General features: G+C 54.3%; 13 protein-coding genes. 6 read left to right on the top strand and 7 right to left on the bottom strand.

The annotated features are described in order from the left end of the window. Positions 1-61: 61 nt before the first annotated feature. From INT84_RS07805 to INT84_RS07785, 5 genes are all read right to left on the bottom strand, one after another. Positions 62-1,705: a multidrug ABC transporter permease/ATP-binding protein gene (locus tag INT84_RS07805; RefSeq protein WP_194206342.1), complete on the bottom strand. Its 1,644-nt coding sequence runs from the start codon at positions 1,703-1,705 to the stop codon at positions 62-64. An 85-nt stretch (positions 1,706-1,790) separates the two neighbouring features. Next, positions 1,791-2,429: a DNA oxidative demethylase AlkB gene (gene alkB, locus INT84_RS07800; RefSeq protein ID WP_194206341.1), complete on the bottom strand. Its 639-nt coding sequence runs from the start codon at positions 2,427-2,429 to the stop codon at positions 1,791-1,793. Next, positions 2,429-3,490: a bifunctional DNA-binding transcriptional regulator/O6-methylguanine-DNA methyltransferase Ada gene (gene ada, locus INT84_RS07795; protein WP_194206340.1), complete on the bottom strand. Its 1,062-nt coding sequence runs from the start codon at positions 3,488-3,490 to the stop codon at positions 2,429-2,431. The genes alkB and ada overlap by 1 nt, the downstream gene beginning before the upstream one ends. A gap of 73 nt (positions 3,491-3,563) precedes the next feature. Next, the gene (gene apbE / locus INT84_RS07790) at positions 3,564-4,619 is read right to left on the bottom strand and encodes an FAD:protein FMN transferase ApbE (RefSeq protein WP_194206339.1); all 1,056 of its coding nucleotides are present in this window, start codon (positions 4,617-4,619) and stop codon (positions 3,564-3,566) included. Between the two features lie 119 nt (positions 4,620-4,738). Then, on the bottom strand, positions 4,739-5,857 hold the full coding sequence (locus INT84_RS07785) for a porin OmpC (RefSeq protein ID WP_176920381.1): 1,119 nt from the start codon (positions 5,855-5,857) through the stop codon (positions 4,739-4,741). A gap of 870 nt (positions 5,858-6,727) precedes the next feature. Between INT84_RS07785 and rcsD the strand changes: the two genes are divergently transcribed. Further along, the gene (rcsD, locus tag INT84_RS07780) at positions 6,728-9,397 is read left to right on the top strand and encodes a phosphotransferase RcsD (RefSeq protein ID WP_194206338.1); all 2,670 of its coding nucleotides are present in this window, start codon (positions 6,728-6,730) and stop codon (positions 9,395-9,397) included. Between the two features lie 16 nt (positions 9,398-9,413). After that, positions 9,414-10,064, top strand: a complete 651-nt coding sequence (gene rcsB, locus INT84_RS07775; protein WP_103674331.1) for a response regulator transcription factor RcsB — start codon at positions 9,414-9,416, stop codon at positions 10,062-10,064. A 41-nt stretch (positions 10,065-10,105) separates the two neighbouring features. Here rcsB and rcsC read toward each other — a convergent pair whose 3' ends face one another. Together rcsC and gyrA are read right to left on the bottom strand one after the other, a co-directional pair. Beyond that, the gene (gene rcsC, locus INT84_RS07770) at positions 10,106-12,952 is read right to left on the bottom strand and encodes a two-component system sensor histidine kinase RcsC (RefSeq protein ID WP_194206337.1); all 2,847 of its coding nucleotides are present in this window, start codon (positions 12,950-12,952) and stop codon (positions 10,106-10,108) included. A gap of 133 nt (positions 12,953-13,085) precedes the next feature. After that, a complete protein-coding gene (gene gyrA, locus INT84_RS07765; protein ID WP_194206336.1) occupies positions 13,086-15,722 on the bottom strand; it encodes a DNA topoisomerase (ATP-hydrolyzing) subunit A in 2,637 nt (878 codons plus the stop codon). A gap of 159 nt (positions 15,723-15,881) precedes the next feature. Here gyrA and ubiG point away from each other — a divergent pair, with 159 nt between their 5' ends. From ubiG to yfaE, 4 genes are all read left to right on the top strand, one after another. Beyond that, complete coding sequence (ubiG, locus tag INT84_RS07760) at positions 15,882-16,610, top strand: bifunctional 2-polyprenyl-6-hydroxyphenol methylase/3-demethylubiquinol 3-O-methyltransferase UbiG (RefSeq protein ID WP_194206335.1); 729 nt, start codon at positions 15,882-15,884, stop codon at positions 16,608-16,610. Positions 16,611-16,950: 340 nt separating this feature from the next. Then, on the top strand, positions 16,951-19,236 hold the full coding sequence (nrdA, locus tag INT84_RS07755; protein WP_194206334.1) for a class 1a ribonucleoside-diphosphate reductase subunit alpha: 2,286 nt from the start codon (positions 16,951-16,953) through the stop codon (positions 19,234-19,236). Positions 19,237-19,408: 172 nt separating this feature from the next. Further along, positions 19,409-20,539 (top strand): class Ia ribonucleoside-diphosphate reductase subunit beta, encoded by a 1,131-nt coding sequence (gene nrdB, locus INT84_RS07750; RefSeq protein ID WP_194206333.1) that lies wholly within the window; start codon positions 19,409-19,411, stop codon positions 20,537-20,539. Then, a complete protein-coding gene (gene yfaE / locus INT84_RS07745) occupies positions 20,539-20,793 on the top strand; it encodes a class I ribonucleotide reductase maintenance protein YfaE (protein WP_194206332.1) in 255 nt (84 codons plus the stop codon). The genes nrdB and yfaE overlap by 1 nt, the downstream gene beginning before the upstream one ends. The last annotated feature ends 3 nt before the right edge of the window (positions 20,794-20,796 follow it).

Below are 20,796 nucleotides of genomic sequence, written 5' to 3'. Positions count from 1 at the left end.
AAGCGAATGAGTGCGGAAAAAATAAGCGGTAGCGCCTCCCGCTTAACGGGAGGCGCTATTCTCAGGCGGTGCGGGCAACGGCGTCGCGAGAGGCCAGCGCCCGCTCTTCGCCAGTAAGTTCAGAAAGCTGGCCGTCGCGCATTTCCAGCAGCCGGTCAGCGTGAATGAAATAGTGGTCGTCATGGCTAATGGCGAAAATGGTTTTACCCATCGCCTGCATCAGCGGCAGAAGGACCTGATAAAACTCGCGGCGGAAGTGCGGATCCTGATCGGCGGCCCATTCGTCCAGCAGGATGATATCGCGTTCTTCTGCCAGCGCCAGCAGCAGCGCCACGCGTTTTTTCTGCCCTTTGGACAGCTTCAAATCGAGGATCTTGCCGTTTTCCAGCGTCAGTTTATGGCTCATTTTCAGCTGCGCGATCCAGCGATCCACCAGCGCAGGATCGGCAGGCTTACCTTCCGCACCCAGCAACTGATCGAATAGCCAGACATCGGTAAACACCGCCGAAAAAAGCTTGCGATAATCTTCCGGGCGGTCCGCCGCCAGCGGCTCGCCATCCAGTAAAATCTGGCCTGATACAGGCTGATACAACCCGGTGAGCAGCATAGCAAGCGTAGATTTACCGCTGCCATTGCCGCCAATCAGGAAGACCAGCTCGCCGCGATTGAGGGTCAGGTTAATCGGCCCCACGGAGAAGGTGTTATCCCGGTAGCTAAAGGTGACGTCACGCAGTTCCAGAGTCTGCCACTGGGCATAGATTTTCGGCTGCGGGAATTCAGGTCTGAACGCCGCCAGGTCAAATTGTTTGAGCTTATTAAACGCCACCTGAGCACTGAGTAGCGTCGGCAACGCGCCAACGGCAGAAAGCAGCGGCGTGCGCAGGAATAGTAGCGTTAATGAATACGTCGCCGCGACGTTGGTGTCTGCCCAGCCCAGGCTGTTGGCCATCCAGAAAACCAGCCCGATGGCACCCAGCATCATAATGTTGGACCAGTTCACGGCACTCAGATGGAAGGTGTCCGTGCGCACGATATGATGGCGGTACTCTTTGGCGTCTGGCAGGTAGATGTTATTAAAAATATGTTCCGCGCGCTCGCGGTTGAGGGTCAGCTCTTTGCGCCCTTCCAGCACCATCTGATAGTCATGATACAGTTTATCTTCGGTTTCACGCAGGGTGGCCATATGGCGATAGACGCGTGCGACCAGCACAAATCCCCCCCAGATGGTCAACGCCATCCACAGGGCGGTGATCAACAGCATTTTTGTCGAGAGCGTCGCCAGGTAAGCCGCCGATCCTATGGTCAGGATGATCCCCTGCACCAGCTCCGGCAGGCGGACAAAGGCGATGGTGATATTGCGGATATCGCTGGTCAGGCCCGCCAGCAGCGTGGCGCTGCCCAGTTTCTCTATCTGCTCGACCGGCGTATCAAGAATACGTTTGATAAACTCACTGCGCAGGCGATAAACAAAATGATGACCCAGCGTGGTGAGCGCCAGCTGTGAGCCGAGCGTGACCGCCATCAACAGCAGCAGGAGTCCGAGGAATTCCGGCAGCACGACCAGCGTCGTATCCACGGATTCGATCAGGCGCAGGTTAATGAAGGCAATCAGGCCAATACCCAGCGCAGCGCTGACTAAGCTCAGCGCCATTACCGCGATAAAAGGCCAGCGGTATTGACGCCAGACAAGCAGGAGGAGTTCCATAAATACAATCCGCAAGAAAAATCAGCCAGCAGTGTAAACTGCACGGCGCTGACATCAAGAATAATTCTTATTTTTATTCAACAAATCAGGTCTGGCGAAACGTCAGGTTGTAGCGACAGCGTCCGGTGACCGGATGCTCGCCCTCTTTCAGCGGCTGTATCCCATGATAAAACAACCGCGATGCGCCACCCCACACCACGACATCGCCATGTTCCAGCAGCGTGCGCTGGAGCGGATCGCTGCGTTTCAGACCACCGAACTGAAAGATGGCCGGGAGCCCCAGCGAAACGGACACGATGGGCGCGCGCAGCTCTTTTTCATCTTTATCCTGATGCAGCGACAGTTTAGCGCCCGGCAGATAACGGTTGATCAGGCAGGCGTCCGGCGTGAAATCCGCATAGCCCGCCACGGTCGCCGCGTCATCGGCCAGCGTGCGAAAAATATCCGGCAGCGGCGGCCAGGGCTCCTCGGTCAGCGGATCGCGGGGAGAATAAAGGTAGCCCCGGCTGTCGGTGGTCCATCCCAGCGGCCCGCAGTTGGTCATCGCCACCGACATGGTATAGCCGCCGGGGGTAATCATCTGACGGAATGGCGAGACATGAGCGACCTCGTCGATCGCCGCCAGCAGCGGCGCGGCGCGACTGAGGGCAAAACGGCGCAGGATCGTTGCGCCTGGTCCCAGCGGCTCCTGCCAGGGTTCAACATCGGCAAAGAGATCGAGCATTACTCCTCCTGCTGCGCTTCGCGGCGCAGTAAAGCGGCTTTTCGCGCCACTCCCCAGCGGTAGCCGGAGAGAGCTCCGTCCCCGCGCACCACACGGTGACAGGGGATCACTAACGCCAGTTTGTTCGCCGCACAGGCGCTGGCAACGGCACGCACGGCGCGCGGATGGCCGACCGCCTGGGCGATTTGCTGATAGCTGCGGGTTTCACCGGCGGGAATATCACGCAGCGCCTGCCAGACGCGCATCTGGAAAGCCGTCCCGCGAATGTCCAGCGGCAGCGTAAGGGGTGCCGGATCGCCATCCAGATGGGCAATCACCTGATTGACCCCGGCGGAAAATGCGGCATCGCCCGGCACACACTGAGCCTGTGAAAACATCGCCGCAAGCGAGGCCACCAGAGCGTCATCATTTTCATCCAGCAAAATCGCACATATGCCACGCTCGCTGGCCGCGACCAGGCAGCGCCCCAGCAAGCAGCTATCAAGGGTAAAACGGATGGTCATCGCTTCGCCACCGCTACGGTACTGACGCGCGGTCATGCCCAGAGTGGCGTCGGCATGACGATAAAAGGCGCTGCTGGCGGAGAATCCGGCATTCATTACCGCATCGGTGACGGCTTCACCTTGCGTCAGCGCATTACGCAAGCGCCGGGCGCGTTGCGCCTGCTGCCAGGCCTTTGGCGTCATGCCGGTGACGGATTTGAACAAACGGTGTAAATGAAAGGGGCTTACGGCCAGGGTCTGCGCCAGCGTGTTCAGCGTGACAGACGTTTCCTGCTCCAGCAGGCGACAGGCACGTGCCACGAGGTCAATATGTTTTGTGTGCGGTGAAAGCCCCGTGGGCTGACAGCGTTTACAGGGGCGAAAACCGGCGGCCAGCGCCGCCTGCGCATCGGGATAAAAGCGCACGTTGTCCCGCAGGGCGTGGCGCGCACGGCAGGAAGGGCGACAAAAGATACCCGTGGTAACCACGGCGAAAACAAACTGACCGTCGGCACGGGCATCGCGCGCGAGCACCGCCTGCCAGCGGCGCTCAGCATCGGTAAGGGTAGTGTGTGTCATAAGCAGGCTCCTGTTATAAGGGTAGCTCTACTCTGGTAAAACGCCGCCAGCAAAAAACCGACAATCTTGCTTTTTAATTTTTTTCAGACAGTAAAAATCCTGCAAACTGCGGTGACATCCAGGTTTTAAACGCATCACCGTCTTTCACAATCATATACACCGCCAGCCCCTGCTCCCTGATCACCTCTTTAGCCTGCTCGGGGCCGAGCACCATCAGACCGGTATCCCAGCTGTCGGCTTCCAGCGCGCTGGGGGCGATGACCGTGACCGATACCAATGTGTGCTCAATGGGCCGTCCGGTCTGCGGATTAATCACATGGGAGATGCGTTTGCCGTCCAGCTCATAATAGTTGCGATAGCTGCCAGAGGTGCTGATACCGTGACCGTTGATATCCACAATGGCCTGAACGGCGTTCTCGCGATCGGTCGGCTTCTGAATAGCAACGCGCCACGGTTTGCCCTCACCGTTCATCCCCCGGCTGACCAGTGCCCCACCGACGGAGACCAGGTAGCGTGAAATGCCCTCCTGCTCCATCAGTCTGGCGAGATGATCGGCGGCATAGCCCTCGCCTACCGTGGAAAGATCGACGAACAAATCAGCAATGTCTTTTTGCAGGTACTGCTGCCCTGCCCGTGAAATAACGGTGAGATGTTGCAGGCCAGTACGCGCTCTGGCCTCGGCGATTTGCTGGTCGCTCGGGGTGGTCACCGGCTGCTTATCCGGGCCAAATCCCCACAGGTTCACCAGCGGGCCGACGGTGATATCCATCGCCCCGTTGGTCTTAGCACCAATGCGCAACGCTTCGGTGACGATATCCGCCATCGCCTCATTCACCGGCCACAGCGTCGTGCTTTGCGAATGATTAAAACGCATCAGCGCCGAGTCTGGTTTCCAGGTCGACAGAAGTTGATCATCAGCATCAAGCTGAATCTGAATTTTTTCCCGTAGCGTCTCAAGGCGCTCTGGCTCAACGTTAATGACGCTGACCCGCCAGACGGTGCCCATGGTTTTCCCTTCAAGTACGGTGGGAGGCGTGGTGTCAGAAGGCGCAGAAACCGGTGCATTATCGCAGCCGGTAAGTAAAACAAAAGCGGTCAAAATCACCGCGCGAAGAAATGACATTTCCATTGGTTTTTTATCCTCTTACAGAGGAGCGTAAGAGTACACCTGTTCGGGCATTTTTGAACAATCGATCCGTGCGCAATAAAAAAAGGGCCCGCAGGCCCTTTACCGAAAATGTCAGCGCATCAGAACTGGTAAACCAGACCCAGCGCAACGATATCGTCGGTGCTTACGCCCGCGTCGCGGGTGAAGTCATTGTCATCCAGCAGGTTGATTTTGTAATCAACGTAGGTAGACATGTTTTTGTTGAAGTAGTAGGTCGCGCCCACATCAACGTATTTCAGCAGATCCTGATCGCCATAGTCTCTGGCACCGTTATTGATGTCTTTACCTTTCGATTGCAGGTAAGCCACGGACGGACGCAGACCGAAGTCGAACTGGTACTGCGCTACCGCTTCAAAGTTCTGCGCTTTATCTGCAAAACCGTACGCGTCAGCGCTGCTGCTGCCGCCGAAACGGGTAGCGTTATAAGACTGAGTATACTGCGCCGCCAGGTAAACATTGTTAGCGTCATATTTCAGGCCGCCGGAATAGGTCGTTGCGCGATCGCCGCTACCGTAGATGCCAGGCATATCGTTCTGGTCAGAGGTACGTTTGGAGCTGGCAACCGCACCACCGATGCTGAAACCTGAACCCAGATCGTAGGTCAAAGACCCACCAACGCCGTCGCCGTTCTGACGAAGAACGCTACGACCAGCAGCATCTTCCCCGTCAACGTCGCCGTTGCTGCCCTGATACTGCACAGCAAAGTTCAGGCCATCAACCAGACCGAAGAAGTCAGTGTTACGGTAGGTTGCTACACCGTTAGCACGAGATTGCAGGAAGTTGTCTGCACCGTAGGTGTCGCCGCCGAACTCAGGCAGAACGTCGGTCCAGGAGGTCACGTCATAAACAACGCCGTAGTTACGACCGTAGTCGAAAGAACCCGCTTCGTTAAATTTCAGACCGGCAAAGCCAACACGGGTCCAGGAATCGTTTGAACCTTCATCGGTGTTACCCTGAACCTGGTATTCCCACTGGCCGTAACCGGTGATCTGGTCGTTGACCTGGGTTTCGCCTTTGAAGCCGATACGCACGTAAGTCTGGTCGCCATCGCTACCGTCGTCATCGGAGAAGTAGTGCAGACCATCAACTTTACCGTACAGGTCTAATTTGTTGCCGTCTTTGTTATAAACTTCAGCCGCATTCGCTGCGCCTGCTACCAGCAGAGCTGGTACCAGGAGGGATAGTGCTTTAACTTTCATGTTATTAACCCTCTGTTATATGCCTTTTATATGCTTTTTTTAGTTGCCACTGCTTTACTGGTTATTGGTTACCCACTAACCCGTCGGCGAAACCATTTTGCGGCAAAATACAGAATAATCCAACTGGAATATGATACGAAAACTTCTAAGATGTTTCAGTTTTCCCTGTAGATGTTTCATTTTGTGAATTTTGGGGAACTTTTTTTTGCCACAAATAGCTAAAAATATCCGCACTAATAATCAAAATTAAAATATAAAATAACTCAATCAAGCACTTAGGTTGCGAAAATGTTATAGCACTGATTGCCAAAACAAAATCAGCGAACGCGACTAGAATAGATATCGCTATCATCATTAACTTTATTTATTACCGTCATTCAGTTCTGAATGTCTGTTTACCCCTATTTCCACCGGATGCCTCGCATCCGGTTTTTTTTTACCTTTCTTTACGTTAATCCATAAAGGATGTACTACCGCGAGGAAATCATAACGACTATTAATTAATCATTTTAATAACTTAAAGTGATAATTCCCGCTTCGTCTGAAGCGTTATATGGTTTGCTATTTTGTGCGGTTACCGGCATCTGGATTGTCTCTCCTGCCGCTGAGGAAGAGCTCATTTCTGCAACTCGTCTTGCCCTGAGAGCGTTTTGCTATGGTAAAAATCAGGTGACTGACTCGTTAAGAGTCTGGAATTTCATCCATTACCCTTTATACTGCCAGCAGTACAAAATCATGCAGCATAATGGCTTACATCAGCTTTCTTATGTCGGTGCAATGCAAAAGCATGGTCAACACAGTATCTCAGTTGCGCTAACGGCTCTGAGCTTTTCCTTATTTCAGTGCGGTCACAACGGGTACACATGCAAAATGAGTCAGTCTGATACAATGAGTCCTTCTAAGTTCTCCCTGATGCCGGCAAGTCTTACGCGCTACTTCCTGCTGCTTATCATTGTATTGCTGGTAACAATGGGTGTGATGATCCAGAGCGCGGTCAACGCCTGGCTTAAAGACAAGAGCTATCAGGTTGTCGATATCACTCACGCCATTCACAAACGGGTAGATACCTGGCGCTATGCGACCTGGCAGCTTTACGACAACGTCGCCGCCACGCCGCTGACTGCCGGAGAGGGTCTTCAGGAAACGCGTCTTAAGCAGGACGTGTACTATCTTGAAAAGCCGCGCCGGAAAACCGAAGCGCTGATTTTTGGCTCGCATGACAGTTCGACGCTGGAGATGACCCAGCGTATGTCGACTTACCTGGATACGCTGTGGGGTGCGGAAACGGTTCCCTGGTCAATGTATTATCTGAACGGCCAGGACAACAGCCTGATTCTGGTCTCTACGCTGCCGCTGAAAGATCTCTCCTCTGGTTTTAAAGAATCTAACGTCGGTGGCATCGTTGATTCCCGCCGCGCTGAGATGCTCCAGCAGGCCAACTCGCTGGACGAGCGTGAAAGCTTCTCTGCCCTGCGCCGTCTGGCCTGGCAAAACGGCTATTACTTTACGTTACGCACGACCTTTAACCAGCCGGGACATCTGGCGACGGTGGTGGCCTTTGACTTGCCGGTTAACGATATTATTCCGCCGACCATGCCGCTGGAGAGCTTCCGTCTGGAGCAGGACAACACGCCGTCCGCTCTGCGCACGGCAGAAAAAGAGGCAGCAGACAGCGCCAGCGTTAACCTTAACGGCTCGCGTATTGAGATTGCTTCCGCTATTAACTCCACCGGAATGCGCCTGGTGTGGCAGGTTCCCTTCGCCACGCTGTTGCTGGACACGCTGCAAAATATCCTGCTGCCGCTGTTGCTGAACATCGGCCTGCTGGCGCTGGCGCTGTTCGGCTATACCACCTTCCGCCATCACCCCGCACGCCAGCAGGGCGAACCGGCCACGCCGGCGGTGGCGAATAATGAGCTGCGGTTACTGCGTGCGATTAATGAGGAGATAGTGTCCCTGCTCCCGCTGGGTTTGCTGGTGCACGATCTGGAGTCCAACCGCACGGTGATGAGTAACAAGATCGCTGACCATCTGCTGCCGCATCTCAATTTGCAGAATATTACCAGCATGGCCGATCAGCACCAGGGCGTAATCCAGGCGACGATCAACAATGAACTGTACGAGATCCGTCAGTTCCGCAGCCAGGCTGTGCCGCGCACGCAGATATTTATTATCCGCGATCAGGATCGGGAAGTGCTGGTCAGTAAAAAACTGAAACAGGCCCAGCGGCTGTATGAAAAAAATCAGCAGGGCCGCATCGCCTTTATGCATCATATTGGCGAAGCGCTGAAACAGCCAGCCAGAACATTAGCCTCTGAAGCCGCGATGCTGGCGACGGATGAAAGCCGGAAACTCGCCCACCATGCCGATATTCTGGTGCGGCTGGTTGATGAGATCCAGTTGGCAAATATGCTGGAAGACGGTAGCTGGCAAAGCGCCTCCCGCGAGTTTTCAATTCAGGAGCTGATCAACGAAGTGGTACCGGACGTGCTGCCGGTAGTGAAACGCAAGGGTTTGCAGCTGTTGATCAACAATAACCTGCCCGCCAGCGAACAGCGTTACGGCGACCGGGATGCCCTGCGGCGGATCCTGCTGTTATTAATCCAGTATGCGGTTACTGCCACCCAAATTGGCAAAATTACGCTGGAAGTGAGCGCTGACGAGTCGGCGGAAGATCGTCTGACGTTCCGCATCCTCGATACCGGCAACGGCGTCTCTTCGCGTGAAATTGACAATCTGCACTTCCCGTTCCTTAACGATACGCAGGCCGATCTCTACGGTAAGGCTAATGCCCTCACCTTCTGGCTTTGCGACCAGCTGGCGCGTAAACTGGGCGGCCACCTTAATATTAAATCTCACGATGAACTGGGCACGCGCTATTTGCTGCATGTGAAAATGGCGGCCAGTGCGCCGGAGACAGAATCTGACGAACGTCTGCTGGATGACGTGGTGGCGATGATCGACATTACCTCCAGTGAAATTCGTAGTATCGTCGTCAGACAGCTTGAAAACTGGGGAGCCGCATGCATTTCCCCGGATGAAAGAGGCGGGAGTCAAGAATTTGATCTCTTTTTAACGGATAATCCGTCTAATCTTACAGCCGCGGGCTTGCTTTTAAGCGATGATGAGCCTGGCGTGCGAAAAATTGGCCCCGGTCAGCTACGGGTCAACTTTAATATGAGCAATGCTATGCAGGATGCTGTACTGCAACTGATTGAAGAGCAACTGGCTCAGGAAGAGAGTGTGGAGTCCCCCGGCGCAAACAATGAAAACGCCGAGCTTCACGCCAGCGGCTATTATGCGCTGTTTGTTGACACAGTACCGGATGATGTTAAGAAGTTGTATACTGAAGCGGCAACGGATGATTACGCTGCGCTGGCGCAGACGGCTCACCGCCTGAAGGGAGTATTTGCCATGCTTAATCTGGTACCCGGCAAGCAGCTATGTGAAACTCTGGAACATGTCATTCGTGAGAAAGACTCTCCAGGCATAAAAAAATACATCAGCGACATTGACGCTTACGTCAAGAGCTTACTGTAGCAAGGTAGCCTTATAGATGAACAACATGAACGTAATTATTGCCGATGATCATCCCATCGTCCTGTTTGGTATCCGTAAATCACTGGAACAGATCGAATGGGTGAACGTTGTCGGCGAATTTGAAGACTCCACAGCGTTGATAAATAACCTGCCGAAGCTGGACGCTCATGTGCTGATCACCGATCTTTCCATGCCAGGCGACAAATATGGCGACGGGATCACTTTGATCAAGTATATCAAGCGCCATTTTCCCGGCATTTCCATCATTGTCCTGACAATGAACAACAACCCGGCTATCCTGAGCGCGGTACTGGAACTGGATATCGAAGGGATCGTCCTGAAGCAGGGTGCGCCAACCGACCTGCCAAAAGCGCTGGCGGCGCTGCAAAAAGGGAAGAAGTTTACGCCGGAAAGCGTCTCACGCCTGCTGGAAAAAATCAGTGCCGGTGGTTATGGCGATAAGCGTTTATCGCCTAAAGAGAGTGAAGTGCTGCGGCTGTTTGCGGAAGGTTTCCTGGTCACGGAGATCGCCAAAAAACTCAACCGCAGTATTAAAACTATCAGCAGCCAGAAAAAATCAGCGATGATGAAACTGGGTGTTGAGAACGATATCGCGCTGCTCAATTATCTTTCCTCCGTCACGCTGTCCTCTGCGGATAAAGAGTAATCCTCCTTTTCACCCCGGCCACTGACCGGGGTGATACTCCCCTACTCTCTGGCTTTTCTGACGCGATTGGCGTAGGTGGTTAACGTCTGCTTAAGCACATCCAGCGTTACCGGCTTCGATAAACAGCTATCCATTCCTGATTCCAGACAACGCTGCCGCTCTTCCGCCAGCGCGTTGGCCGTCACGCCCACCACCGGCAGGGTCAGCCCGAGCTGACGAATACGCTGCGTCAGGCGATAACCATCCATATTCGGCATGTTCACGTCGCTGAGAATAATATCGATATGGTTTTTGCTTAACACGTTGAGCGCATCCACGCCGTCATTGGCCGTTTTACACTGATAGCCCAGCGATCCGAGCTGATCGGCGAGCAGACGGCGGTTAATCGGATGATCGTCAACCACCAGGATCATCATGTCGTCATTGGCGGCGATGGTGCTTTCATCCGCAGGCAGCGATGTGCCGCTGTCGGCGCTTGCGACATCAAGGCTGTAAATTCTCGCCATCAGCGCCATCAGCTCATGCGGGGAGGCCACGCTGTGAACCCACTCTCCCGGCGTTCGCTCCTGCGGAATGCCGATGTGGCGGCGGCAGAAGGTAATCGTCGCCCGGCCACTCCACCCCTCCGGCGGCGTGCCATCGGTAATGAGTGTATCTTCATGGTCGGGATATTGTCCCTCATAACGTTCGACGCGCACGCCGTGGCGTTGCAGCAGGTTTTCGAGGAACAGATACAACGATGCATTATTCACCGCCAGCCAGCAGCGCTTATTACTGAGGCCCTGCAACGAGAGTTGCGGCATATCTTCCACGCCGTACAGCGGAATGCGGATCGTGAACTGGCTGCCCATGCCCGGCTCGGTATCGACAGAAATATCGCCATCCATCATGCCGATCAGCTTCTCGCAGATCGCCAGCCCCAGCCCGGTTCCCTGGAAGTTACGCTGCACGCCCGTCCCGACCTGGAAGAACGGGTCGAACAAACGCACGACCTCTTTTGCCGGAATACCGACCCCGGTATCGCGTACGCGAATCGAGAGATATTCTTCGCTACGCTGAATATGCAGGATAATGCAGCCGGTATCGGTGAATTTGATGGCGTTGCTCAGCAGGTTAGAGATCACCTGTTGCAGACGCATTGGATCGCCTTTCATCTGCAACGGTACGTCAGGCTCCACAAAGCAGTACAGACCGAGCTGTTTTCTGACCACCAGCGGCAGATAGTTGGCCGTGATGTGGCTCATCACCTCACGCGGAGAGAACTCCCGCGGCTCAATTTTCAACTGCTCGGACTCAATTTTCGAGAAGTCGAGAATGTCACTAATAATTTTCAGCAGCAGTCCCGAAGAGTTGTTCATCGCCGTAACCAGCCGGTCGACGCTTTTTGGTAACTCTTTGGTTTGCAGCAAATCGAGGTTACCGATAATGCCATACAGCGGGGTGCGCAGTTCATGGCTGACGGTGGCCAGGAACATGGACTTCGACTGGCTGGCCTGCTCGGCAGCATGCGCCATTTCCTGAAGCGACTCTTCCATTTTGACACGCGAAGAGACATCCACCAGTACGCAAATCGCCACGTTCTCGTTACGGTAGCGCGAGTGAACAAAGCTGATTTGCAGGTTGGTATTATTACTGGTCAGCACGTCAACAAAGTTCACCTGCTGGCCGCAGATGATCTGCGTCAGCCGCTGGCGGTCCTCGTGGGTAAGCATGTTGAGGTAGTCGTGCGCCAGCTCGTTACTCAGGATGTTCGTGCCGTCGAGGGTGCGTAAAATACAGATCCCAACTGGCGCAGAGGCGACAATTTTGCGGTTGAACTGCTCATGCTCCTCCAGCCGCTGCGCGTCGTTTTCCGCCGGAATAAACAGCTTGCGCTCATATACCCGCGCCAGCCAAATCAGCCCGATACCGACCAGAATATTCAGCAGTGCCGCATTCATCATCAGCATCCGGATCCGTTCCAGAACCACGTCAATGGGCACCGAATAAACAATACTCAGGGAAGAGGGCAGCAGGTTTTTCTTCAGCACCAGCTCACGGTAGCCGGAGGTATAGCCAAACCACATCCGATCCTGCATCCAGCGGGAATCGATTTGCAGGGTGTTTTCCGGCCCGGTCAACGCAATCAGCGAATGCCCGTTTTCATCCAGAATCGTCACGCCCATGGGCAGGTTGCCGGGAGTGAAAAAGTTTTCCATGCGGATGGTCTGCTCAACGCCCATCAACGCCTGCAAACGGTTTGCCAGATAGACGGGCGTTAAGGCATAAAAATAGCCGACGCCGGGGCGCGGGCCACGGCTGATCCAGAACAGGTTATCGCCCCGCTCTTCCTGCGGCGCGCTGCGGTATTTCACGATCCGCTCATGTAACGCGCTTAACGCTTCATCGCGTTCTACCGGAATATCGCGCAGGCCAAAGTTCGCCATACACAGATTTTCGCCGCCGATCAGAAAAACACGGTTCAGATCGTAGGCCGCTGAGAAATTATCCCGCCAGTAGCGCATAAACCACGCCATCGACTCCAGCGACCCGCGCCAGGTATTCCCCATGGCGGAACAATCAGAATCAGGAAATAGCGGCGCAAACTCAGGAACATTCATATCATTAAGGCGGTTCCGCCCCGCCATAACGCCATTTTCAGCCGTAAGACGATTCTCAGCGATATATTTAAGCTCTTTCATCACATCCGACGTGCGCTGTATATAGCGCTGCGCCTGGTCGGCGTTTAACGTAAATTCCTGATGAATTTCAGCTTCCCGGTCATGAAGCGCATTGACGATGTAAAAGACAGAGGCCAGCGCGGTAAGCAGCCATAGCAGCAGCGCCAGCGCGCGAAACATATAGCGCGAGATTTTGAGCGTATTACGAAAGGAGGCAAGGTATTTCAAAGGAAGCAGCCATCAGAACCATCGGGATGGAAATAAAGTAGCGGTAAAACATGCTACCCGCAACGGTAATAAAAAGGGCCGGATGATCCAGCCCTTTTTTTACGCGTTCTGTATTAACGATAAGTGGTAATCGTTATTCGTCGGCGTCGTCAGCAACGTCGTCATCGGTATCGGCTTCCGGGGCGATGTCTTCATCCCCTTCCGCCACGCTACCGTCGATTGAATCCAGCTCTTCATCATCAACCGGTTCAGCGACACGCTGCAAGCCCACCACGTTTTCATCTTCCGCCGTGCGGATGAGGATCACGCCCTGAGTGTTACGGCCCACCACGCTGATTTCCGATACGCGGGTACGCACCAGCGTTCCGGCATCGGTGATCATCATGATCTGGTCGGTGTCAGTGACCTGCACTGCGCCCACCACGGAGCCGTTACGCTCGGTGACTTTGATCGAGATAACGCCCTGGGTGCCACGAGACTTAGTTGGGTACTCGCTTTCCGCGGTACGCTTACCGTAGCCGTTTTGCGTGACGGTCAGAATAGCGCCTTCACCACGCGGTACGATCAGCGAAACGACCTTATCCTCTCCGGCCAGCCTGATGCCACGCACGCCGGTCGCGGTACGACCCATTGCGCGCACCGCGCTGTCTTTAAAGCGTACCACTTTACCGGCGGCTGAGAACAGCATGACTTCGTCCTGCCCGGAGGTCAGGTCAACGCCAATCAGCTCGTCGCCGTCGTTGAGGTTCACCGCGATAATACCGGCAGAGCGCGGACGGCTGAACTCGGTCAGCGCCGTTTTCTTCACCGTACCGCTGGCGGTCGCCATAAAGACGTTCACGCCCTCTTCGTACTCGCGTACCGGCAGAATAGCGGTAATACGTTCGTTGGCTTCCAGCGGCAGCAGGTTGACGATAGGACGCCCACGCGCACCACGGCTCGCTTCCGGCAGTTGATAAACCTTCATCCAGTACAGACGGCCACGGCTGGAGAAGCAGAGGATGGTGTCATGGGTGTTGGCCACCAGCAGGCGGTCGATAAAGTCTTCTTCTTTAATACGCGCAGCTGACTTGCCTTTACCGCCACGACGCTGGGCTTCGTAATCGGTCAGCGGTTGATATTTCACGTAACCCTGGTGAGAAAGGGTTACGACAACATCTTCCTGGCTAATCAGATCTTCGATATTGATATCAGCACTGTTGGCGGTGATTTCGGTGCGGCGTGCGTCACCAAACTGCTCGCGTACCAGCTCAAGCTCTTCGCGGATCACTTCCATCAGACGCTCGGCGCTGCCCAGAATGTGCAGCAGTTCAGCGATCTGTTCCAGCAGCTCTTTGTACTCGTCGAGCAGTTTTTCGTGCTCAAGGCCGGTCAGTTTCTGCAAACGCAGATCCAGAATCGCCTGTGCCTGCTGTTCGGTCAGATAATACTGGCCGTCACGCACGCCGAATTCTGGCTCCAGCCATTCCGGACGTGCCGCGTCATCACCGGCACGTTCCAGCATCGCGGAAACGTTACCCAGATACCATGAACGCGCGATTAAGCCAGCTTTCGCTTCAGCCGGCGTTGGCGCACGGCGAATCAGTTCGATAATCGGATCGATGTTCGCCAGCGCAATCGCCAGCGCTTCAAGGATATGCGCACGATCGCGCGCTTTGCGCAATTCGAAAATAGTACGGCGAGTCACCACTTCACGGCGGTGGCGCACGAAGGCAGCGATAATGTCTTTCAGGTTCATGATCTTCGGCTGACCATGGTGCAATGCCACCATGTTGATACCGAAGGAAACCTGGAGCTGAGTCTGTGAGTAAAGGTTGTTAAGAACTACTTCACCCACCGCGTCGCGTTTTACTTCAATCACGATACGCATACCGTCTTTATCAGACTCGTCACGCAGCGCGCTGATGCCTTCCACGCGTTTGTCTTTCACCAGCTCGGCGATTTTCTCGATCAGGCGCGCTTTGTTTACCTGATACGGGATTTCGTGAACGATGATGGTTTCACGTCCGGTTTTCGCGTCAGCTTCCACTTCCGCGCGGGCGCGAATATACACTTTGCCGCGACCGGTACGATAGGCTTCTTCGATGCCACGGCGACCGTTGATGATCGCAGCGGTCGGGAAGTCCGGGCCGGGGATATGTTCCATCAGCCCTTCAATGCTGATGTCTTCATTATCAACGTACGCCAGACAGCCGTTGATCACTTCCGTCAGGTTATGTGGCGGAATGTTGGTCGCCATGCCGACCGCGATACCTGAGGAACCGTTGACTAACAGGTTCGGGATCTTGGTTGGCATGACATCTGGAATGCGTTCGGTACCATCGTAGTTATCGACGAAATCCACCGTCTCTTTTTCCAGGTCGGCCATCAGTTCGTGGGCGATTTTCGACATACGGATTTCCGTATAACGCATCGCTGCGGCGGAGTCGCCGTCGACAGAACCGAAGTTACCCTGGCCATCCACCAGCATGTAGCGCAAGGAGAATGGCTGCGCCATACGAACGATGGTGTCATACACGGCGGTATCACCATGGGGGTGATATTTACCGATTACGTCACCCACCACACGGGCAGATTTTTTATAGGCTTTGTTCCAGTCATTGCCCAATACGTTCATGGCGTATAGTACGCGACGGTGAACCGGCTTCAGGCCATCGCGGACGTCCGGCAGCGCACGGCCAACAATGACCGACATCGCATAATCCAGATACGAGCTTTTAAGCTCTTCCTCGATGTTAACCGGTGTTATTTCTCTCGCAAGGTCGCTCATCTAACCGCTATCCCTCTACTGTATCCCGGATTCAAAGGTCGCAAATTATAACACAATCGTCATGAGACAGGTAAAGTGAATGCCGCTCCGGGAAGGCTTTATTCATCTCACGGTGCTGATATACTCAGACGAATTGCCAAATAAGGAGTAAAAGCGCCAATGAATGCCGAAAAAGCCGCGGTGGCCCCGAATGTTGACCAGCAAGAGATCGCTAAATTTGAAGCGGTTGCGTCGCGCTGGTGGGATCTGGAAGGTGAGTTTAAGCCCCTGCACCGCATTAACCCGCTGCGTCTGGGTTATATCGCTGAGCGCTCAGGCGGCCTGTTTGGTAAATCGGTGCTGGATGTCGGCTGCGGCGGCGGCATTCTTGCCGAGAGCATGGCACGCGAAGGCGCGACGGTCACCGGGCTGGACATGGGTGCTGAACCGTTACAGGTCGCCCGTCTGCACGCGCTGGAAAGCGGCGTCACCGTTGAGTATGTGCAGGAAACGGTAGAGGAGCACGCGGCTAAACATGCGCAGCAATACGATGTCGTTACCTGTATGGAGATGCTTGAGCACGTACCGGACCCGCAGTCCGTCGTTAACGCCTGCGCGCAGCTGGTCAAACCCGGCGGTCACGTTTTCTTCTCGACGATTAATCGCAACGGTAAAGCCTGGCTGATGGCGGTCGTCGGCGCGGAATATGTCCTGCGTATGGTGCCGAAGGGCACGCACGACGCGAAAAAATTTATTCGCCCTTCCGAACTGCTGGGCTGGGTGGATCAGACGTCGCTTAAAGAAATTCATATGACCGGCCTGCATTACAATCCGCTGAGCAATACGTTTAAGCTCGCGCCTGGCGTTGACGTTAACTATATGTTGCATACAACGGCTAAAAACGACTGACCTTAGTAAAATTATTGCTGAAGATTGCGCGCTATCAAACGGCGCAATCTTTCAGGTCGTCGAAGAAATCAGCGCTTGATCAAAAATTCTATTTTTTTTCCAGAATATTGACATGCCCTCCAGCCCTTATGTGACGTGGATTTTGCCTTTCTTACGCTTTCGCAACCTCAATTTAACTTCAAAATCAACTCTTGTACTGAAAAGAATCCTTACTAGAATACTCACCATATAGCGTTCATTTTATTCATCACCCCCTACATATAGTATTTATCCACAGAGTTAGTCACAGGACGCTGTGTGGATAAGCGGGGATATTTCTTCACGGACAGGTAAAAACCACATGAATCAGAGTCTGCTGGTGACAAAGCGCGACGGCCGTACTGAGCGCATCAATCTCGACAAAATCCATCGCGTGCTGGATTGGGCGGCAGATGGGCTGAGTAACGTCTCTATTTCGCAGGTAGAGCTGCGTTCGCATATTCAGTTCTATGACGGCATCAAGACTTCCGATATCCATGAGACGATTATCAAAGCTGCGGCAGATTTGATCTCCCGCGAAGCGCCAGATTATCAGTATCTGGCCGCTCGCCTGGCAATTTTCCATCTGCGTAAAAAAGCCTACGGTCAGTTTGAGCCACCTGCCCTGTATGACCATGTGCGCAACATGGTTGAGCTGGGTAAATACGATACCCATTTGCTCGAAGATTATACTCAGGAAGAGTTTGTGCAGATGGACGCGTTCATTCAGCACGACCGCGATATGACCTTCTCCTACGCCGCCGTTAAGCAGCTGGAAGGCAAATATCTGGTGCAGAACCGCGTCAGCGGTGAGATCTACGAGAGCGCCCAGTTCCTGTATATTCTGGTTGCCGCGTGCCTGTTCTCGAACTATCCGCGCGAAACCCGCCTTGACTACGTAAAACGTTTTTATGATGCGGTGTCCACCTTCAAGATTTCGCTGCCGACGCCAATCATGTCCGGCGTGCGTACCCCGACCCGCCAGTTCAGCTCCTGCGTGCTGATCGAGTGCGGCGACAGCCTTGACTCCATCAACGCCACCTCCAGCGCGATCGTGAAATACGTTTCCCAGCGTGCCGGTATCGGCATCAACGCCGGACGTATCCGCGCGCTGGGTAGCCCGATTCGCGGCGGTGAAGCGTTCCATACCGGCTGTATTCCGTTCTACAAGCACTTCCAGACCGCGGTGAAATCCTGTTCACAGGGTGGCGTGCGCGGCGGTGCGGCGACGCTGTTCTATCCGATGTGGCATCTGGAAGTCGAAAGCCTGCTGGTGCTGAAAAACAACCGTGGCGTGGAAGGCAACCGCGTGCGCCACATGGACTACGGCGTGCAGATCAACAAACTGATGTACACCCGTCTGCTGAAAGGCGGCGACATCACGCTGTTCAGCCCGTCTGATGTCCCCGGCCTGTACGACGCCTTCTTTGCCGATCAGGACGAGTTTGAGCGCCTGTACACGAAATACGAACAGGACGACAGCATCCGTAAGCAGCGGATCAAAGCGGTTGAGCTGTTCTCGCTGATGATGCAGGAACGTGCCTCTACCGGTCGTATCTACATTCAGAACGTCGACCACTGCAACACCCACAGCCCGTTTGACCCGCAGGTTGCGCCGGTTCGTCAGTCGAACCTGTGCCTGGAAATTGCTCTGCCGACCAAACCGCTGCTTGATGTTAACGATGAAAACGGTGAAATCGCGCTCTGTACGCTGTCCGCCTTTAACCTGGGCGTAATTAAAAATCTGGATGAACTGGAAGATCTGGCAGTGCTGGCCGTTCGCGCGCTGGATGCCCTGCTCGATTATCAGGATTACCCGATTCCGGCCGCCAAGCGCGGCGCAATGGGTCGTCGTACCCTGGGTATCGGCGTGATTAACTTTGCCTACTGGCTGGCGAAAAACGGCAAGCGTTATTCTGACGGCAGCGCCAACAATCTGACCCACCAGACGTTTGAAGCGATTCAGTATTATCTGTTGAAGGCCTCGAACGAGCTGGCGAAAGAGCAAGGTGCCTGCCCGTGGTTCAACGAAACCACCTATGCGCAGGGTATCCTGCCGATCGATACCTATAAGAAAGATCTCGACGGCATTACCAATGAGCCGCTGCATTATGACTGGGAAACGCTGCGCGAATCCGTCAAAACGCACGGTCTGCGTAACTCCACGCTGTCCGCGCTGATGCCGTCTGAAACCTCGTCGCAGATTTCGAACGCCACCAACGGCATCGAGCCGCCGCGCGGTCATGTGAGCATCAAAGCGTCGAAAGACGGCATTCTGCGCCAGGTGGTGCCGGATTATGAGCTGCTGAAAAACAATTACGAACTGCTGTGGGAAATGCCAAATAACGACGGTTATCTGCAACTGGTGGGGATTATGCAGAAGTTTATCGACCAGTCGATCTCTGCAAACACCAACTACGATCCGACGCGTTTCCCGTCAGGTAAAGTGCCGATGCAGCAATTGTTGAAAGACCTGCTCACCGCCTACAAATTTGGTGTGAAAACGCTGTATTATCAGAACACCCGCGACGGCGCGGAAGATGCTCAGGATGACCTGGCACCGTCTATTCAGGACGATGGCTGCGAAAGCGGCGCGTGCAAAATCTGATGAACTCTGCCGGGTGGCGCTACGCTTACCCGGCCTACGGTTTTACGGTTTATCGATCTGGTGAACATGCCGGGTGGCGCTGCGCTTAGCCGGCCTACGATTTCACGGTTTGTAGGCCGGATAAGGCGCTTGCACCGCCATTCGGTTTTCATTCCATTAAGGACTCACTTTCATGGCATATACCACCTTTTCACAGACGAAAAATAATCAGCTGCTGGAACCGATGTTTTTCGGCCAGCCGGTGAACGTGGCACGCTACGATCAGCAAAAATATGACATCTTCGAAAAGCTGATTGAAAAGCAACTCTCCTTCTTCTGGCGTCCCGAAGAAGTCGACGTCTCCCGCGACCGCATCGACTACCAGGCGCTGCCGGAGCATGAAAAACACATTTTTATCAGCAACCTGAAGTACCAGACCCTGCTGGATTCCATTCAGGGGCGCAGCCCGAACGTGGCACTGCTGCCGCTAATTTCGATTCCGGAACTGGAAACCTGGGTAGAGACCTGGGCCTTCTCCGAAACGATCCACTCACGCTCCTATACGCATATCATCCGTAATATCGTTAACGATCCGGCGATTGTGTTTGACGATATTGTCACCAACGAGCAGATCCAGAAGCGTGCGGACGGTATTTCCAGCTATTACGATGAGTTAATCGAGATGACCAGCTACTGGCATCTGCTGGGTGAAGGCACGCACCAGGTGAAGGGTAAAACCGTTACGGTTAACCTGCATGAACTGAAGAAAAAACTCTATTTGTGCCTGATGAGCGTGAACGCGCTGGAAGCCATCCGTTTCTATGTCAGCTTCGCCTGTTCTTTCGCCTTCGCCGAGCGTGAACTGATGGAAGGCAACGCCAAGATCATCCGTTTAATCGCCCGCGACGAAGCGCTGCACCTGACCGGTACTCAGCATATGCTGAACCTGTTGCGCTCCGGCAGCGACGATCCGGAAATGGCGGTGATTGCTGAAGAGTGTAAGCAGGAGTGCTATGACCTGTTCGTACAGGCAGCGTTGCAGGAGAAAGAGTGGGCAGGCTATCTGTTCCGCGACGGCTCCATGATTGGCCTGAATAAAGACATTCTGTGCCAGTACATTGAGTACATCACTAATATTCGCATGCAGGCCGTGGGTCTTGATTTGCCGTTCCAGACCCGCTCGAACCCAATCCCGTGGATCAATACCTGGCTGGTGTCCGACAACGTACAGGTTGCGCCGCAGGAAGTGGAAGTCAGCTCCTACCTGGTCGGTCAGATTGACTCTGAAGTCAATACCGACGACCTGAGCGACTTCCAGCTCTGATGAGCCGGGTTACGCTCTGCCTCACTGGCACACATTTGCTGTGCCAGGATGAACATCCGTCGCTGCTGGCCGCGCTGGAATTTCATCAGGTGACGGTGGAATATCAGTGTCGTCAGGGGTACTGCGGCTCCTGTCGCACCCGGCTGGTGGCAGGTCAGGTAGAATGGCTGACGCAACCGCTGGCGTTCATTCAGCCCGGCGAGATTTTGCCCTGCTGTTGCAGGGCAAAAGGGGATATTGAAATCGATATCTAAGCG

Origin of the sequence: Superficieibacter sp. 1612_C1 (genome assembly GCF_015234305.1) — a bacterium.
Lineage (GTDB): Bacteria > Pseudomonadota > Gammaproteobacteria > Enterobacterales > Enterobacteriaceae > Superficieibacter.
Note: the sequence above shows the minus strand (reverse complement) of the source record. Positions and strands in the feature narration are given on the sequence as shown.

Excerpts from the sequence above, each read along its gene's own strand:
- ubiG (WP_194206335.1), top strand. The coding sequence starts at position 15,882 with ATGAATGCCGAAAAAGCCGCGGTGGCCCCGAATGTTGACCAGCAAGAG.
- rcsD (WP_194206338.1), top strand. The coding sequence starts at position 6,728 with ATGAGTCAGTCTGATACAATGAGTCCTTCTAAGTTCTCCCTGATGCCG.
- yfaE (WP_194206332.1), top strand. The coding sequence starts at position 20,539 with ATGAGCCGGGTTACGCTCTGCCTCACTGGCACACATTTGCTGTGCCAG.
- gyrA (WP_194206336.1), bottom strand. The coding sequence starts at position 15,722 with ATGAGCGACCTTGCGAGAGAAATAACACCGGTTAACATCGAGGAAGAG.
- nrdA (WP_194206334.1), top strand. The coding sequence starts at position 16,951 with ATGAATCAGAGTCTGCTGGTGACAAAGCGCGACGGCCGTACTGAGCGC.
- INT84_RS07785 (WP_176920381.1), bottom strand. The coding sequence starts at position 5,857 with ATGAAAGTTAAAGCACTATCCCTCCTGGTACCAGCTCTGCTGGTAGCA.
- rcsB (WP_103674331.1), top strand. The coding sequence starts at position 9,414 with ATGAACAACATGAACGTAATTATTGCCGATGATCATCCCATCGTCCTG.
- apbE (WP_194206339.1), bottom strand. The coding sequence starts at position 4,619 with ATGGAAATGTCATTTCTTCGCGCGGTGATTTTGACCGCTTTTGTTTTA.
- nrdB (WP_194206333.1), top strand. The coding sequence starts at position 19,409 with ATGGCATATACCACCTTTTCACAGACGAAAAATAATCAGCTGCTGGAA.
- ada (WP_194206340.1), bottom strand. The coding sequence starts at position 3,490 with ATGACACACACTACCCTTACCGATGCTGAGCGCCGCTGGCAGGCGGTG.
- alkB (WP_194206341.1), bottom strand. The coding sequence starts at position 2,429 with ATGCTCGATCTCTTTGCCGATGTTGAACCCTGGCAGGAGCCGCTGGGA.
- INT84_RS07805 (WP_194206342.1), bottom strand. The coding sequence starts at position 1,705 with ATGGAACTCCTCCTGCTTGTCTGGCGTCAATACCGCTGGCCTTTTATC.